The 17,349-nt window shown below is 71.4% G+C and carries 17 protein-coding genes; 9 read left to right on the top strand and 8 right to left on the bottom strand.

Annotation, left to right across the window (positions count from 1 at the left end; all coding sequences use genetic code 11):
• The first annotated feature begins 58 nt into the window (after positions 1-58).
• The 8 genes from FIU88_RS15820 (at position 59) to FIU88_RS15785 (ending at position 7,634) form a co-directional block, all read left to right on the top strand.
• The gene (locus tag FIU88_RS15820; RefSeq protein WP_152479841.1) at positions 59-544 is read left to right on the top strand and encodes an NUDIX domain-containing protein; all 486 of its coding nucleotides are present in this window, start codon (positions 59-61) and stop codon (positions 542-544) included.
• A complete protein-coding gene (locus FIU88_RS15815) occupies positions 525-2,165 on the top strand; it encodes a phosphotransferase (RefSeq protein WP_152479840.1) in 1,641 nt (546 codons plus the stop codon). The genes FIU88_RS15820 and FIU88_RS15815 overlap by 20 nt, the downstream gene beginning before the upstream one ends.
• Positions 2,158-3,051: a GAK system ATP-grasp enzyme gene (locus tag FIU88_RS15810; protein WP_152479839.1), complete on the top strand. Its 894-nt coding sequence runs from the start codon at positions 2,158-2,160 to the stop codon at positions 3,049-3,051. The genes FIU88_RS15815 and FIU88_RS15810 overlap by 8 nt, the downstream gene beginning before the upstream one ends.
• Positions 3,048-4,148, top strand: a complete 1,101-nt coding sequence (locus FIU88_RS15805) for an HprK-related kinase B (RefSeq protein WP_152479838.1) — start codon at positions 3,048-3,050, stop codon at positions 4,146-4,148. The genes FIU88_RS15810 and FIU88_RS15805 overlap by 4 nt, the downstream gene beginning before the upstream one ends.
• Positions 4,149-4,150: 2 nt before the next feature.
• The gene (locus FIU88_RS15800; RefSeq protein ID WP_152479837.1) at positions 4,151-5,128 is read left to right on the top strand and encodes an NUDIX domain-containing protein; all 978 of its coding nucleotides are present in this window, start codon (positions 4,151-4,153) and stop codon (positions 5,126-5,128) included.
• On the top strand, positions 5,125-5,844 hold the full coding sequence (locus FIU88_RS15795; RefSeq protein WP_152479836.1) for a histidine phosphatase family protein: 720 nt from the start codon (positions 5,125-5,127) through the stop codon (positions 5,842-5,844). Before FIU88_RS15800 ends, FIU88_RS15795 begins: the two co-directional genes overlap by 4 nt.
• 96 nt (positions 5,845-5,940) lie before the next feature.
• Positions 5,941-7,362 (top strand): metallophosphoesterase, encoded by a 1,422-nt coding sequence (locus FIU88_RS15790; protein ID WP_152479835.1) that lies wholly within the window; start codon positions 5,941-5,943, stop codon positions 7,360-7,362.
• A complete protein-coding gene (locus FIU88_RS15785; RefSeq protein WP_152479834.1) occupies positions 7,359-7,634 on the top strand; it encodes an amphi-Trp domain-containing protein in 276 nt (91 codons plus the stop codon). The genes FIU88_RS15790 and FIU88_RS15785 overlap by 4 nt, the downstream gene beginning before the upstream one ends.
• 52 nt (positions 7,635-7,686) lie before the next feature.
• Here the strand turns inward: FIU88_RS15785 and FIU88_RS15780 are convergent, their stop codons facing one another.
• The 6 genes from FIU88_RS15780 to FIU88_RS15755 are packed head-to-tail and all read right to left on the bottom strand — an operon-like array spanning position 7,687 to position 13,157.
• Positions 7,687-8,382 (bottom strand): HAD family phosphatase, encoded by a 696-nt coding sequence (locus FIU88_RS15780; RefSeq protein ID WP_152479833.1) that lies wholly within the window; start codon positions 8,380-8,382, stop codon positions 7,687-7,689.
• A complete protein-coding gene (locus FIU88_RS15775; RefSeq protein ID WP_216647284.1) occupies positions 8,379-9,545 on the bottom strand; it encodes an ABC transporter ATP-binding protein in 1,167 nt (388 codons plus the stop codon). The genes FIU88_RS15780 and FIU88_RS15775 overlap by 4 nt, the downstream gene beginning before the upstream one ends.
• Positions 9,542-10,381 (bottom strand): ABC transporter permease, encoded by an 840-nt coding sequence (locus FIU88_RS15770; protein ID WP_152479832.1) that lies wholly within the window; start codon positions 10,379-10,381, stop codon positions 9,542-9,544. Before FIU88_RS15770 ends, FIU88_RS15775 begins: the two co-directional genes overlap by 4 nt.
• On the bottom strand, positions 10,365-11,198 hold the full coding sequence (locus tag FIU88_RS15765) for an ABC transporter permease subunit (protein WP_152479831.1): 834 nt from the start codon (positions 11,196-11,198) through the stop codon (positions 10,365-10,367). Before FIU88_RS15765 ends, FIU88_RS15770 begins: the two co-directional genes overlap by 17 nt.
• Positions 11,195-12,019 carry an alkaline phosphatase family protein gene (locus FIU88_RS15760; protein WP_152479830.1) on the bottom strand — a complete coding sequence of 275 codons (825 nt, stop codon included), beginning with the start codon at positions 12,017-12,019 and terminating at the stop codon, positions 11,195-11,197. The genes FIU88_RS15765 and FIU88_RS15760 overlap by 4 nt, the downstream gene beginning before the upstream one ends.
• A gap of 58 nt (positions 12,020-12,077) precedes the next feature.
• The gene (locus FIU88_RS15755; RefSeq protein WP_152479829.1) at positions 12,078-13,157 is read right to left on the bottom strand and encodes an ABC transporter substrate-binding protein; all 1,080 of its coding nucleotides are present in this window, start codon (positions 13,155-13,157) and stop codon (positions 12,078-12,080) included.
• A 281-nt stretch (positions 13,158-13,438) separates the two neighbouring features.
• Here FIU88_RS15755 and FIU88_RS15750 point away from each other — a divergent pair, with 281 nt between their 5' ends.
• Positions 13,439-14,203, top strand: a complete 765-nt coding sequence (locus tag FIU88_RS15750) for a UTRA domain-containing protein (RefSeq protein ID WP_152479828.1) — start codon at positions 13,439-13,441, stop codon at positions 14,201-14,203.
• 61 nt (positions 14,204-14,264) lie between these two features.
• Here FIU88_RS15750 and FIU88_RS15745 read toward each other — a convergent pair whose 3' ends face one another.
• Together FIU88_RS15745 and FIU88_RS15740 are read right to left on the bottom strand one after the other, a co-directional pair.
• Complete coding sequence (locus FIU88_RS15745) at positions 14,265-15,713, bottom strand: aldehyde dehydrogenase family protein (protein WP_152479827.1); 1,449 nt, start codon at positions 15,711-15,713, stop codon at positions 14,265-14,267.
• 1 nt (position 15,714) lies between these two features.
• The gene (locus FIU88_RS15740; protein ID WP_152479826.1) at positions 15,715-17,349 is read right to left on the bottom strand and encodes a 5-guanidino-2-oxopentanoate decarboxylase; all 1,635 of its coding nucleotides are present in this window, start codon (positions 17,347-17,349) and stop codon (positions 15,715-15,717) included.

Raw genomic sequence — 17,349 nt, 5'->3', positions numbered from 1 at the left:
AGAATGTCATATCAAGTGTGGCATCCTTGACTCTAGGTAACATTCGAGTGACTCGAACATGGCCGAGCTGATTCCCGGTGTGCGCAATTCGGCCAGAGCGCTGATCCTGCGCGACGACCGCCTGCTCCTGCTGAGGAAGGAGGGCGATGTCTATGCCCTGCCCGGCGGCGGGCAGGACACCGGCGAATCCCTGGAGGCCGCGCTGCAGCGCGAGTGCCGCGAGGAGATCGACACCGAGGTGCTGTCGCCGTCGCTGGTGCGGGTCTGCGACTACTTCAAGCTCAAGCGGACCGAGCCGCCGGTGCGGCGCCATCAGGTCGACTTCCTGTTCCTCGCGACCGTGCCCGACGACTACACGCCGCGCAACGGCATCCGCCCCGACAAGCGCCAGCTCGAGGTGCAGTGGGTCGAGGCCGATGCCCTCGCGCGGCTGGCGTTCTCCCCCTTCTACCTGGCTTCGCTGCTGCCCCGCCTGATCCGCGCCGGAAGCGCCGCGGCCGGGCCCCTCTACACAGGCGTGTTCCATGACTCACCGGATTCCTGAGAGCATTCGGGACAATCTGCGCTTCCTGTGCGTCGAGGTGGATTCCCAGCTGGCCAATCTCCAGGCCTTCTTCGCCACCCCGACCGCGGCCATCGCCCGGCGCGTCTCGGAGCGCGACGGCTACGCCCGCAACCTCAAGATGCGCATCCATGCCGACTGCGTCCGGCGGCTGTCGCGCAAGAAGACCGGCCAGGCGCGGCGGCGCATCCTGCGCAGCCTGGAGCTGGTGGCGACGGACCTGGACCGGCTCACCGAGCTGGCCCGCGAGGGCGTGCGCCAGCTGGTCGACGTCGACGATCCCGCGGTGCTGTCGCCGGAGGACTTCCCGCCGATGCTGGCGCTGGTGCGCTCCGGCGTGGCCCAGGTCGAGGGCGCGGTCGCCGACAGCGACACCCAGCAGGCGCTGCGGATCGGCCGCCTCCAGCAGACGCTGCACAAGCGCGTCCAGCGGCGGGTGAACGACGGCGTCGCCGCCCTCAAGCAGCGTGACAACAGCACCGAGGACCTGACCCGGGCGCTGTTCGTGGCCCAGACGATCCGCCAGATGGGCGACGTGTTGCTGCATCTTAGCGAGGTGATCATCTCGGCCAACCTGGGGCAGTCGATGAACTTCGAGCGCTACCGCTCGCTGCACTCGCTGGTCGAGGAGCTGGCCGACGGCGAGGACGAGGCCTTCAGCATGGCGCCGATCGCCGAGACCCGCTCGGGCAGCAGCATCTCGGGCATCTCCACCGGCGATGACGACGACTACGTGGCCATCTTCAAGGACGGCCTCAAGCGCAAGGTCAAGGAAGAGCGCCAGGGGGTCGAGAGCTGGCACGAGATCTATCCCGGCCTGGCGCCCAGGATCCTGTCCTACAAGAAGCGCGGCCAGTCGGCGGCGCTGCTGATCGAGCACCTGCCCGGCCTCACCTTCGAGCACATCCTGCTCAACGAGCCGCCCGAGCTGCTCGACGAGGCCCTCAAGCGGCTCACCCGCACGTTGAGGTCGGTGTGGCGGGAGACCCATACCGACACTCCGGTCGCCGCCGGCTACATGCAGCAGCTCGAGAAGCGCCTCGGCGAGGTCTACAAGATCCATCCCGAGTTCCGTAGCGGCGGCGCGACGGTGTGCGGCGTCGACCTGCTCGGCTTCGATGCGCTGGTCGAGCGCGCCAGGGCCCGGGAGGCCGAGCTGGACGCGCCGTTCTCGGTCTACATCCACGGCGACTTCAACGTCGACAACATCATCTACGACCCGCTCGAGCGGCGGATCAACTTCATCGACCTGCATCGCTCCAGCTACATGGACTACGTGCAGGACGTCTCGGTGTTCATGGTCTCCAACTATCGGCTGCAGATCATGGACGCCCCGCTGCGTCGGCGCATCATGGGCCTGGCCCAGGACTTCTATCGCACGGCGCGGCGCTATGCGATGTCCCGGGGCGACACCACCTTCGAGCTGAGGCTGGCGCTGGGGCTGGCGCGTTCCTTCGCCACCTCGACCCGTTTCATCCTCGACCAGTCGCTGGCCAGCCGCATGTTCCTGCGCGCGCGCTATCTGCTCGAGCGGGTCCTGGCGGCCGATCTGGAGAAGGCCGACCGTTTTCGCATTCCCATGAAGGAGATTTTCGTTGACTGACCCCAATCCCAGGATCGGCGTGGTGGGCATTCCCGGCAAGTGGTCCACCGAGGTGCTGGCCGACGCCATCGAGGCGCGGACCGGGTTTCGTGCGGTGATCGACCTTCAGCACGTCAGCCTCGACCTGGCCACCGGCCGCCTCGACCACCGGGGCCTGGATCTCGGCGAGCTGGACGCCCTGGTCGTGAAGAAGATCAGCGCCGAGTACAGCCCCGACAGCCTGGACCGCCTGGAGCTGCTGCGGGCGGCGGAGGCCCGGGGCGTGCGGGTATTCAGCGGCGCCGAGAAGATGCTGCGGCTGATCAATCGCCTCAGCTGCACCCTCACCCTGCGCCACGCCGGCATTCCGATGCCGGAGACGATCGTCACCGAGGACGTCGACAGCGCCTGCGAGGCCGTCCGGCGCTTCGGCGAGGCGGTCTTCAAGCCGCTGTTCTCGACCAAGGCCCGGGGCATGTGCGTGATCTCCGCCGACCGGTCGCCGCAGGCGCTGCGCGCCGAGGTCGAGGCCTTCCGCCGCGCCAACCCGATGATGTACCTGCAGCGCAGGGTCGAGCTGCCCGGCCGCGATCTGGGCATGGTGTTCGCCGGCGGGCGCTACCTTGGCACCTATGCCCGGGTGCCCCAGAGCGGCGACAGCTGGAACACCACCATCCACAGCGGCGGCCGCTACGAGGCCTATGCGCCCTCGGAGGAACTGATCGACCTGGCCACCCGGGCCCAGGCGCCCTTCGGCCTGGACTTCACCACCGTGGACGTGGCCGAGACCCCGGACGGCCCGATCGTCTTCGAGGTGTCCGCCTTCGGCGGCTTCCGCGGCGCCCTGGAGGGCGCCGGCATCGACGCCGCCGGCGCCTACCTCGACCACGTGCTGAGCGAACTATGAGTGCGGTGAAGGAATCGCCGGCGGCCCTGGCCGAGGCGCTGATCGGCGAGGCCGAACTGCTCGAGCGCGCGCTGGTGCTCGACATGGGGCGGGCGACGCTGGCGATCCGTTCCAACTCGGCCGCGCTGCTCGAGCGCCTCGGCGACTACTTCGCCCACTGCCTGGCGCCCCAGGCGGCGGCGACGCTCGAGGTGATCGCCATCGAGCGCGAGGCGCCCGCGCTGGACACCGCCTTCGTCGACTGGGCCCGCGAGCCCGGCAAGACCGGTCGCAAGGACAGCGTCCACGACCTGCCCGGCGGCCGGCTGGTGCGCAAGGTGCGCACCGGCATGGTGTTCCTGCAGAGCGCGGCGCACTGCGTCGCGGCCGGCCCCTGCCTGGCCCACGACAACCAGGTGGTGAACTTCGTCATCGCCCAATACATGAACCAGCTGCAGCGGGCGGACTGGCAGGTCTGCCACGCCGCGGCGCTGGTGCGCGGCGGCCGGGCCCTGGCCATCGCCGGCTTCTCCGGCGGCGGCAAGTCCACCGCCATGCTGCACGCCCTGGAGCATCCCGGGAGCGTCTTCCTGACCAACGACCGGCTGTTCCTCAAGCGCGAGGGCGGCGAGGTGCGGGCCGCCGGCGTGCCCAAGCAGCCGCGCATCAATCCCGGCACCGCGCTCCACAATCCCCGCCTCGAGACGCTGATCCCGGCCGCGCGCCGGGCGGCGCTGCGGGAGTTGCCGGCCGACGAGCTCTGGGAGCTGGAAGAGAAGCACGACGTGCCCGTCGCCGCGTGCTACGGCCCCGATCGCCTCATCGACGAGGCGGCTCTGGGAGGCTTCGTGGTCCTCAACTGGCGCCGCGACGACGCGAGCCCGCCGCGGGTCGCCGTCGTGGATCCGACGCGGCGCCGCGACCTGCTGGCGGCGATCATGAAGTCGGCGGGGCCCTTCTATCAGCGCGCGGACGGCAGCTTCCTGACCGACGACGAGCCCCTCGACGAGGCCGCCTACCTCGATGTGCTGGCCGGCGTGCCGGTGTTCGAGGTCAGCGGCGGCGTCGACTTCGACGCCCTGGTCGAGGGGCATCTCATTCCCCTGCTGGAGGGCTAGCCATGTCTCGCGAGCTGCTGCTGCTGCGCCACGGCAAGTCCGACGGGTCGGTGCCGGTCGACGATCTCGCGCGCCCGCTGAAGAAGCGCGGCAAGCTCGGTGCCCAGCGCATGGGCGCCTGGCTGGCCGAGCAGGGGCGGGTGCCGCAGCGCATCCTGACCTCGCCCGCCGAGCGCGCCCGGGCCACCGCCGAGAAGTGCGCCAAGGCCATGGGCCTGACCGTTGAGGCCGTGACGGTGGAGCCGGATCTCTACGAGGGCGACCCCGAGGCGCTGGCGCATGTGGTGGCGCGCTGCCCGGACGATATCTCGCGGCTGATGGTGGTCGGCCACAACCCCGGCCTGGAGGAATTCCTCGACTGGCTCTCGCCCGAACCGCTTCCCGAGCCGGAGAGCGGCAAGCGCCTGCCCACCGCGGCGCTGGCGCGCCTCGGCCTGGACGGCGCCTGGGCGTCGCTCGCCGCCGGCGGGGCGCGGCTGCTCGAGCTAAAGCGCCCGAAGGCGCTGCCCGAGGGCTTTCCCTTCCCGTTTCCCGACGGCGCCGAGCGGCGCGAGCGGCCGGCCTACTACTACACCCAGTCCGCGGTGCTGCCCTATCGCTGGCGCGACGGCGCGCTCGAGGTGCTGCTGATCGGCTCGAGCAGCAACCGCCACTGGAGCCTGCCCAAGGGCATCGTCGAGCCGGGGCTTTCCCCCGAGGCCTCGGCGCTCAAGGAGGCGGGCGAGGAGGCCGGCATCGGCGGCGCGATCGCCGCCGTGGCGCCGGGCCATTATCGCCAGGCCAAGTGGGGCGCGGCCTGCGAGGTGGCGCTGTTCGCCATGCGCGTCGACGCCGAGCAGCCGCAGCATGACCGCGAGGAGCCGCACCGCACCCGGCGCTGGTTCGCGCCCGAGGAGGCCGCCGCGGCGGTCAGGGGCGAGGCGCTGGCGCGCGAGCTGCGTGCGCTGGCGGCGCGTCTCCGGTCGGGCGGTGCGTCATGACGCGCTCGCCCCGCACCATCGCGGCGCTGATCCGCCACGGCGACTATCACCAGCTGGCGGATACGCCGAGCGCCCACCAGCCCTTCCCGCTGACCGAGCGCGGCGAGGCCCAGGCCGGCGAGGCCGGCCGCACGCTGGCCCAGACCCTGGCCGCCGAGGGCTGGCGCCTGGCCGAGACCATCGATGCCTCGCGCCTGCTGCGGGCCTGGCAGACCGCCGAGGGCCTGAAGGCGGCGCTTTCCTCGGCCGGCGTGCCGTGTGCGGCGGCGCCGCGGGTCGAGAGCTTCTCCGCCCTGGCCGAGCGCGGGCTGGGCTGCGCGGCGAACCTGAGCGCGGCACAGATCGCCGAGGTGGTCGCGGCGGATCCGCGCTGCGGCGAGCTGCCGGCGGACTGGAAGTCGAACAGCCACTTCCGGCTGCCGCTGCCCGGGGCGGAGTCGCTGATGGAGGCCGGCGAGCGCGTCGCCGAGCATCTCGAGTCGCGCATGGCCGCGCTGTCGGCGCAGTCTGGGCAGGACACGCTCAAGGTCTTCGTCGGCCACGGGGCGTCCTTCCGCCACGCCGCCCATCGGCTCGGCGTGCTGGCCTTCGACGACATCGCCCGGCTGAGCATGTATCACGCCGCGCCGGTCTACCTGGAGCGCGACGCCCACGGCCGCTGGCATCATGTCGGCGGGCGCTGGAAGGTGAGGGGCGGCGATGGCTATCACGACTAGGTCCGGCGCGGCGGGCCGTCATCGAACCGTCACCTCGAGGCCATAGGCTGGCCCGTTCCCGCTTTCTCCTTTCCTTCTTCCTCCAGGAGCCCGCGCATGGCGAGTGGTCAGGCCCGTTCCGAGACAACCGGTGCGAAAGTCGGCGACGAGGGCCTCGGCCTTCCCCGCGGCTTTCCTCGCTATAAGGGGCCGTCGTGGCTGACCGAGTCGCTGCCGACCACCGTGGAGCCCTGGGTGCCGGGCGGGCGCAACGCCCAGGCCCGGGGCGGCAGTTCGCCGGCGGTGGTCACCCGCCTGCTGCGCCGCGCGGTGTCGCATCGCCCCTGGGCCTGGCCCGAGCGTCGCGTCTTCTTCATCTCCGACCCGCACGCCGATGCCCAGGCCTTCGTGGGCTCGCTGGTGGCCTCGGGCGGCGTGAAGCAGACCGGGGCGGGCCTCGACGAGATCCGCCTGACCAAGCGCGGCCGCAAGGGCGTCTTCGTGATCGGCGGCGACTGCCTGGACAAGGGGCCCAGCAACCTGGCGCTGCTGCGCAGCCTGCGCCGGCTGATGGACAGCGGCGCCCGGGTGACGCTGCTGGCGGGCAACCATGACATGCGCCTGCTGATGGGGCTGATGGCCCTGGAACACGAGCGCTCGCCGCGCACCGAGCACCTCTTCGTGCGCATGGGCGGCAAGGCCATCCCGCTGCTCAAGGAGGTGTACGCCGAGTACCTGGCCGGCAAGAAGAAGCCGCTGGCCGGCGTGCCGGGCCGGAAGGGCTGCCGGCGGCGGCTGTTTCCCGACGAGCACTGGTTCGAGGCCTTCCCGGCCATGGCGCGGGAGCAGATGAGCGACAAGGCCATCGAGCGGGAGCTCGCCCGGCTGCGCAAGAAGGTGGCGAACTTCGAGGCCGCCTGCGAGAAGGCCGGCCTGACGCTGCGCCAGGTCTATGCCGCGTCGCAGGTGCTGTGCGCGCTGTTCCTGCGCCCGGGGGGCGAGTTCGCCTGGTTCTTCGAGGCCATGCGACTCGCCCACCGGGAGGGCTCCTTCCTGTTCGTGCACGCGGGGCTGGACGACAGCACCGCCCGCCTGATCGAGGACGAGGGCGTCGAGGCGTTGAACCGGCGCTTCGCCGAGCAGGTGCTCGAGGATCCCTTCGGGTTCTACTATGGCCCCCTGGCCAACACCCTGCGCACCAAGTATCGCAAGGTCGACTTTCCCCTGACCGAGCACGGCGTCGACCGCGTCTATCGCCAGGGCATCCACGCGGTGGTGCACGGCCACATCAACCTCACCGCCGGGCAGCGCCTGATGATCCGCCGCGGCATGCTGCACATCGAGGGCGACATCACCCTGGACCGCAACTCGCGTCGCAAGGAGGGGCTCGAGGGGCATGGCATGGGCGTGACCATCATCGACCCGGCGGGCCGGGTGATCGGCATCAGCAACGACTATCCGCATGCCAAGGTCTTCGAACCGAAGCGCTACCTCGAGAGGCGGCGTGCGGCCACCCAGAAGAAGGCAAGACCATCATGAAGACCGAGAAGAGCCTCTTCCGGCACGAATCGCTGCAGAGCCTCAAGGGCGCCCAGGAGATCCTCAAGGCGATCACCAAGGGGCTGGCCAAGGGCGTGCTGTCGTTCTCGGACGACGAAGGCGAGATCCGCCTCGCCCCCAAGGGGCTGATCAATCTCAAGATCACCGCGCGCAAGGAAGACGACTACCACCGCCTGGACATCCGCCTCTCCTGGCAGGCCAGCGATGCCAAGGCCAAGAAGTCGACCCTGCAGGTCGGCCACGACGATTGAGCGCGGCCTCACCTCACCGCGGCCCCGCCCCGGGCGAGGCCGCGGCGCGCGCTCAGGCCCCGTCGGCGGTGGCCGCCTCACGCCAGCACGGCATCGGCCAGCCCCGTTGCCTGGCCACCGCCGCCAGGGTGGCGTCCGGGTGAATGGCATGGGGGCGGTCCACGGCCTCGAGCAGCGGCAGGTCGTTGCGGGAATCCGAATAGCCCCAGGACTCGCGCACCGCGGCGCCCTCCAGCCATTCGCCGAGGGCGCGCAGCTTGCCGTCGCGGAAGGTGCGGGTCCCCTGCGCCCGGCCCGTATAGCGGCCGTCGACCACCTCCAGCTCGGTGGCCAGGGCGGCGTCGCAGCCCAGCCGGCGGGCCAGGGGGGCGACCAGCTGGGCCGTCGAGGCGGAGATGATCAGCGTCCGGTGGCCCTGGCGGCGATGCCACTCGAGCCGCGCCTGCCCGCCGGGGAACAGCCGCGGCAGCACCCGGGCCTCCAGGCAGGCGTCCACCTCCCGGGTCACCTCGCCGACCGGGCGGCCGGCCAGGGGCGCCAGCAGGAAGGCCAGGTGCGCCTCGAAGTCCAGGGTGCCGGCGGCGTAGTCGGCCATGTGGGCGTCCCAGGTCGCGCGGTGGCTCGCGGCGTCGACGATCCAGCCGCGCTCGATCAGCCACTCGTTCCATAGGCCGGTGATGTCGCCGTCGAGCAGGGTATCGTCCAGGTCGAACAGGGCCAGGCTCGGCCCTTCGGGTGTCGCGCTCATGCGTCCAGCTCCTGTACCTCGTCCAGATCGGCATGCACCGTCACTCCGGCCTGCTCGGCCAGCAGGTGGCGCGTGCTGCGGTTGAGCTCGTCCACGTTCAGGCGCATCCCCTGGCACTCGACCTCGTAGCGCACGATGCTGCCCAGCAGCCGGCGGCGACGGACGATGCCCGGGCAGCCCGGTCCCGGGCGGTCGGGGAGGTCCCCGCGGGCCGGGCCGTCGTCCTCGTCGGGCACCAGGTAGAGCGCTTCCGGGCGCAGGGCGATCCGTGACGCGGGGCTCGGGCGGCCCAGCAGGGGGCGGGCCCGCTCGGCCTCGAGCAGGTTGTAGTGTCCCATGAAGCCCGCCGCGTGGCGATCGGCCGGCCGGGTGTAGAGGGCCTCGGCGTCGCCCTGCTGGAGGATGCGCCCCTCGTGCATCAGCAGGATCCGGTCGGACATCAGCAGGGCCTCCTCCTGGTCGTGGGTGACGAACAGGGTGGTCAGGCCCAGGCTCTGCTGGATGTCGCGGAGCTGGTCGCGCAGGTGGCGGCGGATGCGCGCGTCCAGCGCCGACAGCGGCTCGTCCATCAGCAGGATGCGTGGCTCGACCACCAGGGCGCGGGCCAGGGCGACGCGCTGGCACTGGCCGCCGGAGAGCTGGTGGGGGTACTTGCGCGCCTGATCGCCGAGCTCCACCAGGCGCAGGGCCTCCTCGACCCGGCGCTGGCGCTCCTCGCGGCGCACCCGCTTCATGCGCAGCCCGAAGGCCACGTTGTCCTCGACCCGCAGGTTGGGGAAGAGGGCATAGTGCTGGAAGACCATGCCGATGCCGCGCTGCTGGGGGGGCAGCGCCGTGATGTCCTGGCCGTCCACCACCAGCCGTCCGCGATCCAGCGGCGTGAGGCCGGCGAGGGCGCGCAGCAGGGTCGACTTGCCGCAGCCGGAGGGGCCGAGCAGGGTGATGAACTCCCCCCGGGCGATCTCGGCGTCGATGCCCTCGAAGACCCGGCTGGTGCCGAAACGCTTGGCCAGCCCCTCGAGGCGCAGGTAGCCCCGGGCGGCCTGCTGGTCGCGCAGCAGGCCCTGCATCAGGCCGTCCGGCGCGTCGTGCGCCGCGTCGCGGGTGAAGGGCATCGACACGGGGGCGCCGGGCAGGGCGCCGGTGGTCATGGAAGGCGTCATGGGGCGGTGTCCTTGGCATGGTCGGCCTGGCGGTTGCCCAGCCAGGTCAGCAGGAGGGTGAAGGCGAACAGGGTGATGACCAGGGCGCTGGTGAAATGGCCGCTCTCGCCGCGCATGTTGTTGAGGTAGACCTGCAGGGTCTCGAAGCGGGTGCCCACCAGCATGTTGGCGAACACGAATTCGCCGGCGAGGAAGGAAAACGACAGGAAAATGGCGATCTGTACCCCGACCCGGATATTGGGCAGCACCACCAGGAAGAAGGCCTGCAGCGGCCCGGCGCCCAGCAGGCGGGCGGCGTCCTGAAGCGCCACCACGTCGATGGCGCGCAGGCTGTTGGCGATGGCCCGGTACATGAAGGGCAGCACGATGGTGAAGTAGGTCGGGATCAGGATCCAGGGCGTGCCCACCAGCGGCAGCGGCCCGCCGGCATAGAGCTGCAGCAGGCCCACCGAGGAGACCACCGGCGGCACGGCGAAGGGCATCAGGATCAGGCCGTTCATCCAGGCATCCAGGCGCGGATAGCGGGTATGGGCCAGCAGGGCCACCGGCACCACCAGGACCAGCGACAGCGCCAGGGCGCCGGCGGCCACCAGCAGCGAGCGGGCGAAGGCGGCCAGGAAGCGCGGCGTGGTCCACAGCTCGGCGAACCACTTCAGGGTCAGGCCGTCGGGCAGCAGGCTGGCGCCCCAGCTCGCCGCCAGGGCATAGCCCAGGGTGGCCACCAGCGGCAGCGCCAGCAGGGTGAACACCGCGATCACCACCAGGCCGTGGGCGGAGGGCAGCGCCAGGCGGCGGGGAGCGGGTCGCGGCAGGGCGAGATCAGCGTTCGGCGACATGATAGCTCCTGCGCAGCAGCCACTGCTGGATCAGGGTGACCACCGCCAGCAGCGCCACCAGTACCAGCGCCAGGGCGCTGGCCAGGTTCGGCTGCAGGAAGAGGTCGCCCGACACCAGGTTGGCGATGCGGATGGTCATCAGGTTGTAGCTGGTGTTGACCAGGGCGTAGACGGTGGCATAGGCGCCCATGGCGTTGGCCAGCAGGATGGTCAGGGTGCCGGCCAACGCCGGCCACAGCACCGGCAGCCCCACGTGCCGCCAGTACCCCAGGCGACCCGCGCCCAGCAGGCTGGCCGCCTCCCGCCAGTCCGGGCGCAGGCCGCCGAAGGCGGGAAACAGCAGCAGGATGCCCAGCGGGATCTGGAACCAGGTGTAGATGACGATCAGCCCGGCCTTCGAATAGAGGTTGAAGTCGTCGATCACCCCCAGCCGCTGCAGGGCCAGGGTCAGCACCCCGTTGGCGCCCAGCAGGATGATGAAGGCGAAGGCCAGGGGAACGCCGGCGAAGTTGCTGGTCATGTTGGTGAAGGCCACCATCAGCCGCCGCAGCCGACCGTCGGTGCGGCTCAGGCTGTGGCAGGTGAGGGTGGCGATGACCAGGCCCAGCAGGCTCGAGACCAGCGAGATCTCCAGGCTGCGCCAGATCGCCTGGCGGAAGAAGGGCGAGCTCGCGATCTCCCGGAAGTGATCCAGGCCCCAGCCCTCGCCGACCCGGAAGGCGCTGACGGCGACCCAGGCCAGCGGCGCCAGCTGGAAGGCCGCGAAGACCACCGCGAAGGGGGCGAGCCACAACAGCGCGGGGGAGAGGCGACTCATGGCGACGCGCTCCCGTCGACCAGCAGCTCGTCGTGACGAGGCTTGTCGTGGACCAGGCCCAGCAGGCAGGCCAGGGTGCCGCACAGGCGGGGCTGCTCCAGGCGCTCCACCGGGCGGTGGGCGAAGGCATCGCCGAAGGTCCACAGCGGTACCCGGCGTTCCTCCTCGAGGGTACCGGAGTGGGAGCGATCGGCATTCATGCCGTGATCGGCGGTGACCATCACCTGGTAGCCCTCGGCCAGCCAGCGGGGCAGGTAGTCGGCCAGGGCGATGTCGGCGTGGCGGGCGGCGTTGCGGTACTGGGGCGTGTCGCCACCGTGACGGTGGCCGGCGTCGTCGATGTTCATGCTGTGGACCAGCAGGAAGTCGGGATCCTGGCGTCGGCGCAGGGTCTCGGCGTCGCTGAACAGGTGATCGTCGGGGTAGTGGTCCTGCCAGTAGAAGAGCCCTGCCTGGATGGCGCTCTCGGGGTCCTCGTGGAAGCGGTGCCGGGTGCGATCGAAGGGGGCGACCAAGTAGAGCTCGCTGATCCAGTGGTAGGCCGCCGCCGCGGTGCGCCGGCCCTGGCGCACCGCCAGGTCGAACAGGCTCGTGCCACGGGAGCGACGCACGACCTGATTATGGACCACCCCGGAATCCACCGGCCGGTCGCCGGTGAGCAGGCACTCGTAGAGCGGCCGCGACATGGCCGGCAGCTCGCAGTCCAGGCTGTGGTAGCTGCCGCGGCCGGCTTCGCACAGGGCGTGCAGGTGCCCCATAGCATGCTGGCCGACGGCATGGTTGAGGCCGTCGAGGACGACCAGGATCACACGGTGTGACATGACGGGCTCCAGGCCGCTTCCCTGAGCGGGAAGCGGCGATGGTGGGTGGGGCGCGGGGTTACTGCTGGTGGATCAGCACCTGGGACTGCCACTGGCGCGGCAGCTCGCGGGCGCTCTGTTCCCAGGCGGCGAAGTCCTGGATCGGCCGAGCATTGGCGTACTGTGCGTTGGGCAGCAGCTTGGCGGCGATCGCCTCGGGCAGGGTCAGGTGCTCGGCGCGGATCGGCCGGGCATAGCCCTCGGCCAGGTTGAACTGGCCCTCGTCGGAGAGGATGTATTCCCGGGCCAGCTTGGCGGCATGGGGATGCGGCGCGTGCCGGTTGATGATGGTGGCGTAGCCGGAGGTCACCGAGGCGTCGGCGGGGATCACCACCTCGAAGGTGTCGCGATCGATCCGGTCACGGTAGTTCAGGGCGTTGAAGTCCCACAGCAGGGCCACCTCGACCTCGCCCTTCTCCAGGTTGGCGATGCTCGGCTCGGCCAGCGAGAGGCGCCCTTGCTCGGCCAGCTCGGCGAACACCGCCAGGCCCGGGGCCAGGTCGCCCTCGTCGCCGCCATTGGCGTAGGCGGCGGCCAGCACGGCGTTGTTGGCCTGGGAGGCCTGGCCCACGGCGCCCACCGCGACCGCGTAGTCGCCCTCGCTCAGGTCGGCGAAGGCGGCGGGGCGCTCTCCCTCGGGCACCAGGTCCTTGTTGATCATCAGCGCGATGGTGCCGGTGTAGCCCAGCATCCAGTGGCCGTCCTCGTCCTTCGCCCAGTCGGGGATCTCGTTCCAGGTGGTGGGCTTGTAGGGCTGGGTGACGCCCTGCTGGACCGCGATCGGGCCGAAGGCGAAGCCCACGTCGCCGATGTCGGCGGTGGCGTTCTCGCCCTCGGCCTTGAACTTGGCGACCTCTTCGGCGGAGCTCATGTCGGTGTCCATGTGGGCGAGGCCGTACTCGGCCTCCAGGTCGGCCCAGGTGTCCTGCCAGTTGGCCCAGGTGTCGGGCATGCCGACGCTGTCGACGCGACCTTCCGCCTGGGCGGCCTCGATCAGGGCGGACAGCTCATGGTCATCGGCCTGGGCCGGGCCGGCGACGAGGGTGCCCAGGGCGCAGCCCAGGGCGAGACGGGTAAACAGCGGACGAGACGGTTTCACGGCGAGGCTCCATGCGGTGAACGGATGTGGCGATACGCGTGTGGCCGGTCATCTGGTCTAGTTCAGTTCGGCCGACAGGGTGCACTCTAGGCGCCGGACATGACGATCCGGTGTCAGTTCGATGGCGGTACCGTGTCCGGTCATGCTCGCCCTTTTTCCCGATATTTTCGTCACGTGGCGGCTGTCATCAGGCTGACATCCGGCCTTCGCTAGACTGACGCCGTTTTGCCATCTCCCTTGTCGTGGCAATATTGATCTAGACCAGTCAGCGAGTCCTTGCCATGCCCTCTTCCGCCGAGTTTCGCCCCTCCGCGCCGGATGCCGCGCTGACGCCCCAGGCGCACGGCCTGCACCAGGCCTTGCTCTCCCTGCTCGAGGAGGGGCAGCCGGCGGCTGGGGGCCGCCTGCCCTCCGAGCGTCAGATGATGGCGCGCTTCGCCACCACCCGGATCACCCTGCGCGAGGCGCTGGCCCAGCTGGAGGCCGAGGGGCGCATCTATCGGGAGAATCGGCGTGGCTGGTTCGTCTCGCCGCCGCGGCTGCGCTACGACCTGCTGGCGTGCCTGCCGTTTCGCGAGATGGTCGAGTCACAGCAGCGCCGCGCCGAGACGACGCTGCTCGAGGCCGGCGAGGTGCCGGCATCGGCGGTGGTGGCGAGGCGGCTGGGACTGGCGCAGGGCGCGCCGGTGCAGCGGATCGTCCGGGCGCGGCGGATCGACGGTCGGCCGGTGCTCTACGTGGAGCACCATCTGAGGCCCGAGTGTTTCCCGGGGATCCTCGCCTTCGACCTGGCGGCCCGCTCGCTCACCGACCTCTATCGCCGCGAGTACGCCATCCGGGTCAGTCGGGTCGGCTTCGAGCTGGGCTCCACCGTGCTCGGCGGGCGGGCCGCCGAGGCGCTGCGTGCCGCGCCCGGCAGCCCGGCGCAGCGCATCACCCGCATCAACCACGACCAGAACGGCCGCGCCGTGGACTGCGACGACGAATACTGGCGCCACGACGCCATCGAGCTGACGCTCAGCGCCGCCCCGCAGAGCCGCGACTAGGGGGAAACGACGCCGCCCCGGCCGAAGGGCCGGGGCGGCGTGTCTTGCGGGCCGGGGGCCGTCAGCCCGCCGGCCCGATCAGGTGCTTGACCTCCAGGTAGCCCGCCAGCCCCCAGGGGCCCAGCTCGCGGCCGATGCCGCTGATGCCGAAGCCGCCCCAGCTCGCCTCCGGCAGCACCAGCTGCTCGCTGTTGAACCAGATGCTGCCGGCCCGCAGCGCGCGGCCGACGCGGCGGGCGCGGTCGGCGTCGCCCGAGATCACCGTGGCGGCGAGGCCGAAGGCGGAGTCGTTGGCCAGCGCGATGGCCTCGGCGTCGCTGTCGACGCTGCGGGCGCACAGCACCGGGCCGAAGACCTCTTCCCGCCACAGTGGGCTGTCGACCGGCACATCGCGATACAGGGTCGGTGCGACGAACTCGCCCCGGGCGGGCAGCTCGCGGTGTCGGGCGTCGCGCACCGCGGTGAGACCCTCCTCGGCGGCGATGGCCAGGTAGCCCTCCACGGCCGCGCGCTGCCGCGCGCTGGTCATCGGGCCCATGTCGGTGTCGTCGGCCAGCGGGTCGCCCAGGCGGATGGCGTCGATGCGCGTGGCCAGCGCCGCATAGAGCGCGTCGGCCAGTGAGGCGTGCACGATCAGCCGCGAGGTGGCCGAGCAGATCTGCCCGCTGTTGAAGTAGATGCCGGCCATCACCCAGTCGGCGGCGGCCTCGACCTCGGCGTCGTCCAGCACCAGGATCGGCGACTTGCCGCCGAGCTCCAGCGACACGCCGCGGGTGCCCGCGGCGGCGGCGCGCATGACCTTCTCGCCCACGGCGTTGCTGCCGGTGAAGGACAGCTTGTCGACGCCGGGATGGGCGCTGAGCGGCGCGCCGATGCCCTCGCCGTCGCCGTGCACCAGGTTGAGCACCCCGGCCGGGAGGCCGATCTCGAGGGCGATCTCGGCCACGGCCTGTTCGGGCAGCGGGGTGACCTCGGAGGGCTTGAACACCACCGTGCAGCCGGCGGCCAGCGCCGGGGCGATCTTCCAGGCGCTGGTGACCAGCGGGAAGTTCCAGGGCGTGATCAGCCCGACCACGCCGGCCGGGTCCTCGTAGGTGCGGGCCTCGATGCCGTCCATGCCATGCTCGACCAGGCGCCCCTGGCGGGCCTCCAGGGCGCGGGCCTGGCCGGCGTAGTAGCGATAGCAGGCGATGGCATCGTCGAGATCGATGGCGGTCTCGGCCAGGGCCTTGCCGTTGTTGGTCGAAGACAGCCGCATCAACGCCTCGCGGCGCTCGGCGAGGGCGTCGGCGAAGGCCTCGAGATAGGCCGCCCGCCGCTCGCCGCCCAGCGCCTGCCAGGCGGGCAGGGCGCGACGCGCGGCGTCCACCGCGGCGTCGACGTCGGCCGGGTCGCCGGCGGTGACCTCGGCGATCGTCTCCTGGCGGTAGGGATCGGTCACCGGCAGGCGGCGCTCGCCGCGGCTCGCGATCCAGTGGTTGTCGATGAACTGCTGGGTGAGTCGTTGCATGTCAGGCTCCGGATGCGGTGTCAGGCGAGGCGGCGCGAGCCCAGGCCGCGGCGTCGATCTCGATCAAAAGCGGGCCGTCGGCGGGACGGCTGGCCAGGGCATGGGCCAGTTCGGCGGCGGTGGCGACGCGGGTGGCCAGGCAGCCGAAGCCGCGAGCCACGGTGAGGAAGTCCGGGGCCTGGAGGTCGACGCCGAGGCGGGTGACGCCGGCGTCGTCCATGAAGCGGCGGATCTCCTCGTAGCCCTGGTTGTGCCACAGCAGGATCACCACCGGCAGGCGCTCCTCCACCGCGCAGGCCAGCTCCGGCAGGGTGAACATCACCCCGCCGTCGCCGACCAGGGCCACCACCGGCAGATCGGGGCGGGCGAGGCTGGCGCCGAGCGCCGCCGGCAGGCCGTAGCCGAGGGTGCCGTAGCCGGTGGAGGCGTTGAAGAAGCGCCGCGGGGCCGGCTGGGCGACCAGATGGTTGGCCGCGTAGGTGGTGGCACAGGAATCGCCGACCAAGATCGCCTCGGGCAGGGCCTCGCGCAGGGTGTCGAACAGCGGCACGTAGGCGGCGAAGGCCGGCTCCTCGGCGAGCCCCATCGCCTCATGGGCGGCCCGGGTGCGCTCGGCGCCGCCGCGGTTCAGCCGGGTGCCGTCGAAGTGCGACGCCAGGGCTATGAGGGCCTGGCCGGCGTCGGCCACCAGGGCCAGGTCGGCGGCCTGGTTGCGGGCCAGCTGCTGGGGGTCCACGTCGATGCGGATCAGTCGTCCCTGGAGCGTGAAGCCGTCGTCGAACACCACGTCGTAGTCGGTCTCGCCGAGCTCGGTGCCGATGGCCAGCACCACGTCGGCGTCCCGTGCCAGCTCGCGCACCGCCGGCAGCGAGGCGTTGGCGCCCAGGTCCAGGGGATGGTCGCGGCCGAGCAGCCCCTTGGCGTTGATGGTGGTGACGGCGGGGGCATCGAGCGCCTCGACCAGCGCGCGAGCGGCCTCGGGGGCAGCGACAGTGCCGCCGCCGAGCAGCACCAGCGGGCGAGCGGCATCTGCCAGCCAGGCGCCTGCCTCGGCGATGGCCACGGGATCCGGCGCGGCCTTGGCCAGTGCCGTTCGCTGCCAGTGCCGCGGCGTGCGGACCGGGGCATCGAACAGGTCGATGGGAACCTCGATATGCACCGGACCGGGGCGGGCGCCCTCGAACACCGCGAAGGCGCGCGCCAGGACCTCGGGCAGGCCGTCGGGGTCGAGCAGGGTATGGCTGAAGCGGGCGACCCCGGCCATCAGCTGTTGCTGGCCGGGCAGCTCGTGGAGCCGGCCCTGGCCGCGACTCAGGGTGTCGCGGCGATTGACGCTGGAGATCACCAGCATCGGTACCGAGTCGGCCAGCGCCTGACCCATGGCGGTGGCGATGTTGGTCATGCCGGGCCCGGTGATGATGAAGCACACCCCGGGCTTGCCGGTGGCGCGGGCGTAGCCGTCGGCCATGAAGCCGGCGCCCTGCTCGTGGCGCGGCGTGACATGGCGGATGCCGCTGCCCTCGCCGCCGGCGAGGCCGCGGTAGAGCTCGACGGTGTGCACGCCGGGGATCCCGAACACGGTGTCCACCCCGTAGGTGTCGCGCAGCAGGCGAATCAGCAGGTCGGCGCAGGTCAT

The organism is Halomonas sp. THAF12 (assembly GCF_009363675.1).
GTDB classification, from domain to species: domain Bacteria; phylum Pseudomonadota; class Gammaproteobacteria; order Pseudomonadales; family Halomonadaceae; genus Halomonas; species Halomonas smyrnensis.
Note: the sequence above shows the minus strand (reverse complement) of the source record. Positions and strands in the feature narration are given on the sequence as shown.

What these genes read in the sequence shown, in the direction of transcription:
- FIU88_RS15820 (WP_152479841.1), top strand. Translation starts at nt 59, where the DNA reads ATGGCCGAGCTGATTCCCGGTGTGCGCAATTCGGCCAGAGCGCTGATC.
- FIU88_RS15815 (WP_152479840.1), top strand. Translation starts at nt 525, where the DNA reads ATGACTCACCGGATTCCTGAGAGCATTCGGGACAATCTGCGCTTCCTG.
- FIU88_RS15805 (WP_152479838.1), top strand. Translation starts at nt 3,048, where the DNA reads ATGAGTGCGGTGAAGGAATCGCCGGCGGCCCTGGCCGAGGCGCTGATC.
- FIU88_RS15800 (WP_152479837.1), top strand. Translation starts at nt 4,151, where the DNA reads ATGTCTCGCGAGCTGCTGCTGCTGCGCCACGGCAAGTCCGACGGGTCG.
- FIU88_RS15795 (WP_152479836.1), top strand. Translation starts at nt 5,125, where the DNA reads ATGACGCGCTCGCCCCGCACCATCGCGGCGCTGATCCGCCACGGCGAC.
- FIU88_RS15790 (WP_152479835.1), top strand. Translation starts at nt 5,941, where the DNA reads ATGGCGAGTGGTCAGGCCCGTTCCGAGACAACCGGTGCGAAAGTCGGC.
- FIU88_RS15785 (WP_152479834.1), top strand. Translation starts at nt 7,359, where the DNA reads ATGAAGACCGAGAAGAGCCTCTTCCGGCACGAATCGCTGCAGAGCCTC.
- FIU88_RS15780 (WP_152479833.1), bottom strand. Translation starts at nt 8,382, where the DNA reads ATGAGCGCGACACCCGAAGGGCCGAGCCTGGCCCTGTTCGACCTGGAC.
- FIU88_RS15775 (WP_216647284.1), bottom strand. Translation starts at nt 9,545, where the DNA reads ATGACGCCTTCCATGACCACCGGCGCCCTGCCCGGCGCCCCCGTGTCG.
- FIU88_RS15770 (WP_152479832.1), bottom strand. Translation starts at nt 10,381, where the DNA reads ATGTCGCCGAACGCTGATCTCGCCCTGCCGCGACCCGCTCCCCGCCGC.
- FIU88_RS15765 (WP_152479831.1), bottom strand. Translation starts at nt 11,198, where the DNA reads ATGAGTCGCCTCTCCCCCGCGCTGTTGTGGCTCGCCCCCTTCGCGGTG.
- FIU88_RS15760 (WP_152479830.1), bottom strand. Translation starts at nt 12,019, where the DNA reads ATGTCACACCGTGTGATCCTGGTCGTCCTCGACGGCCTCAACCATGCC.
- FIU88_RS15750 (WP_152479828.1), top strand. Translation starts at nt 13,439, where the DNA reads ATGCCCTCTTCCGCCGAGTTTCGCCCCTCCGCGCCGGATGCCGCGCTG.
- FIU88_RS15745 (WP_152479827.1), bottom strand. Translation starts at nt 15,713, where the DNA reads ATGCAACGACTCACCCAGCAGTTCATCGACAACCACTGGATCGCGAGC.
- FIU88_RS15740 (WP_152479826.1), bottom strand. Translation starts at nt 17,349, where the DNA reads ATGACCTGCGCCGACCTGCTGATTCGCCTGCTGCGCGACACCTACGGG.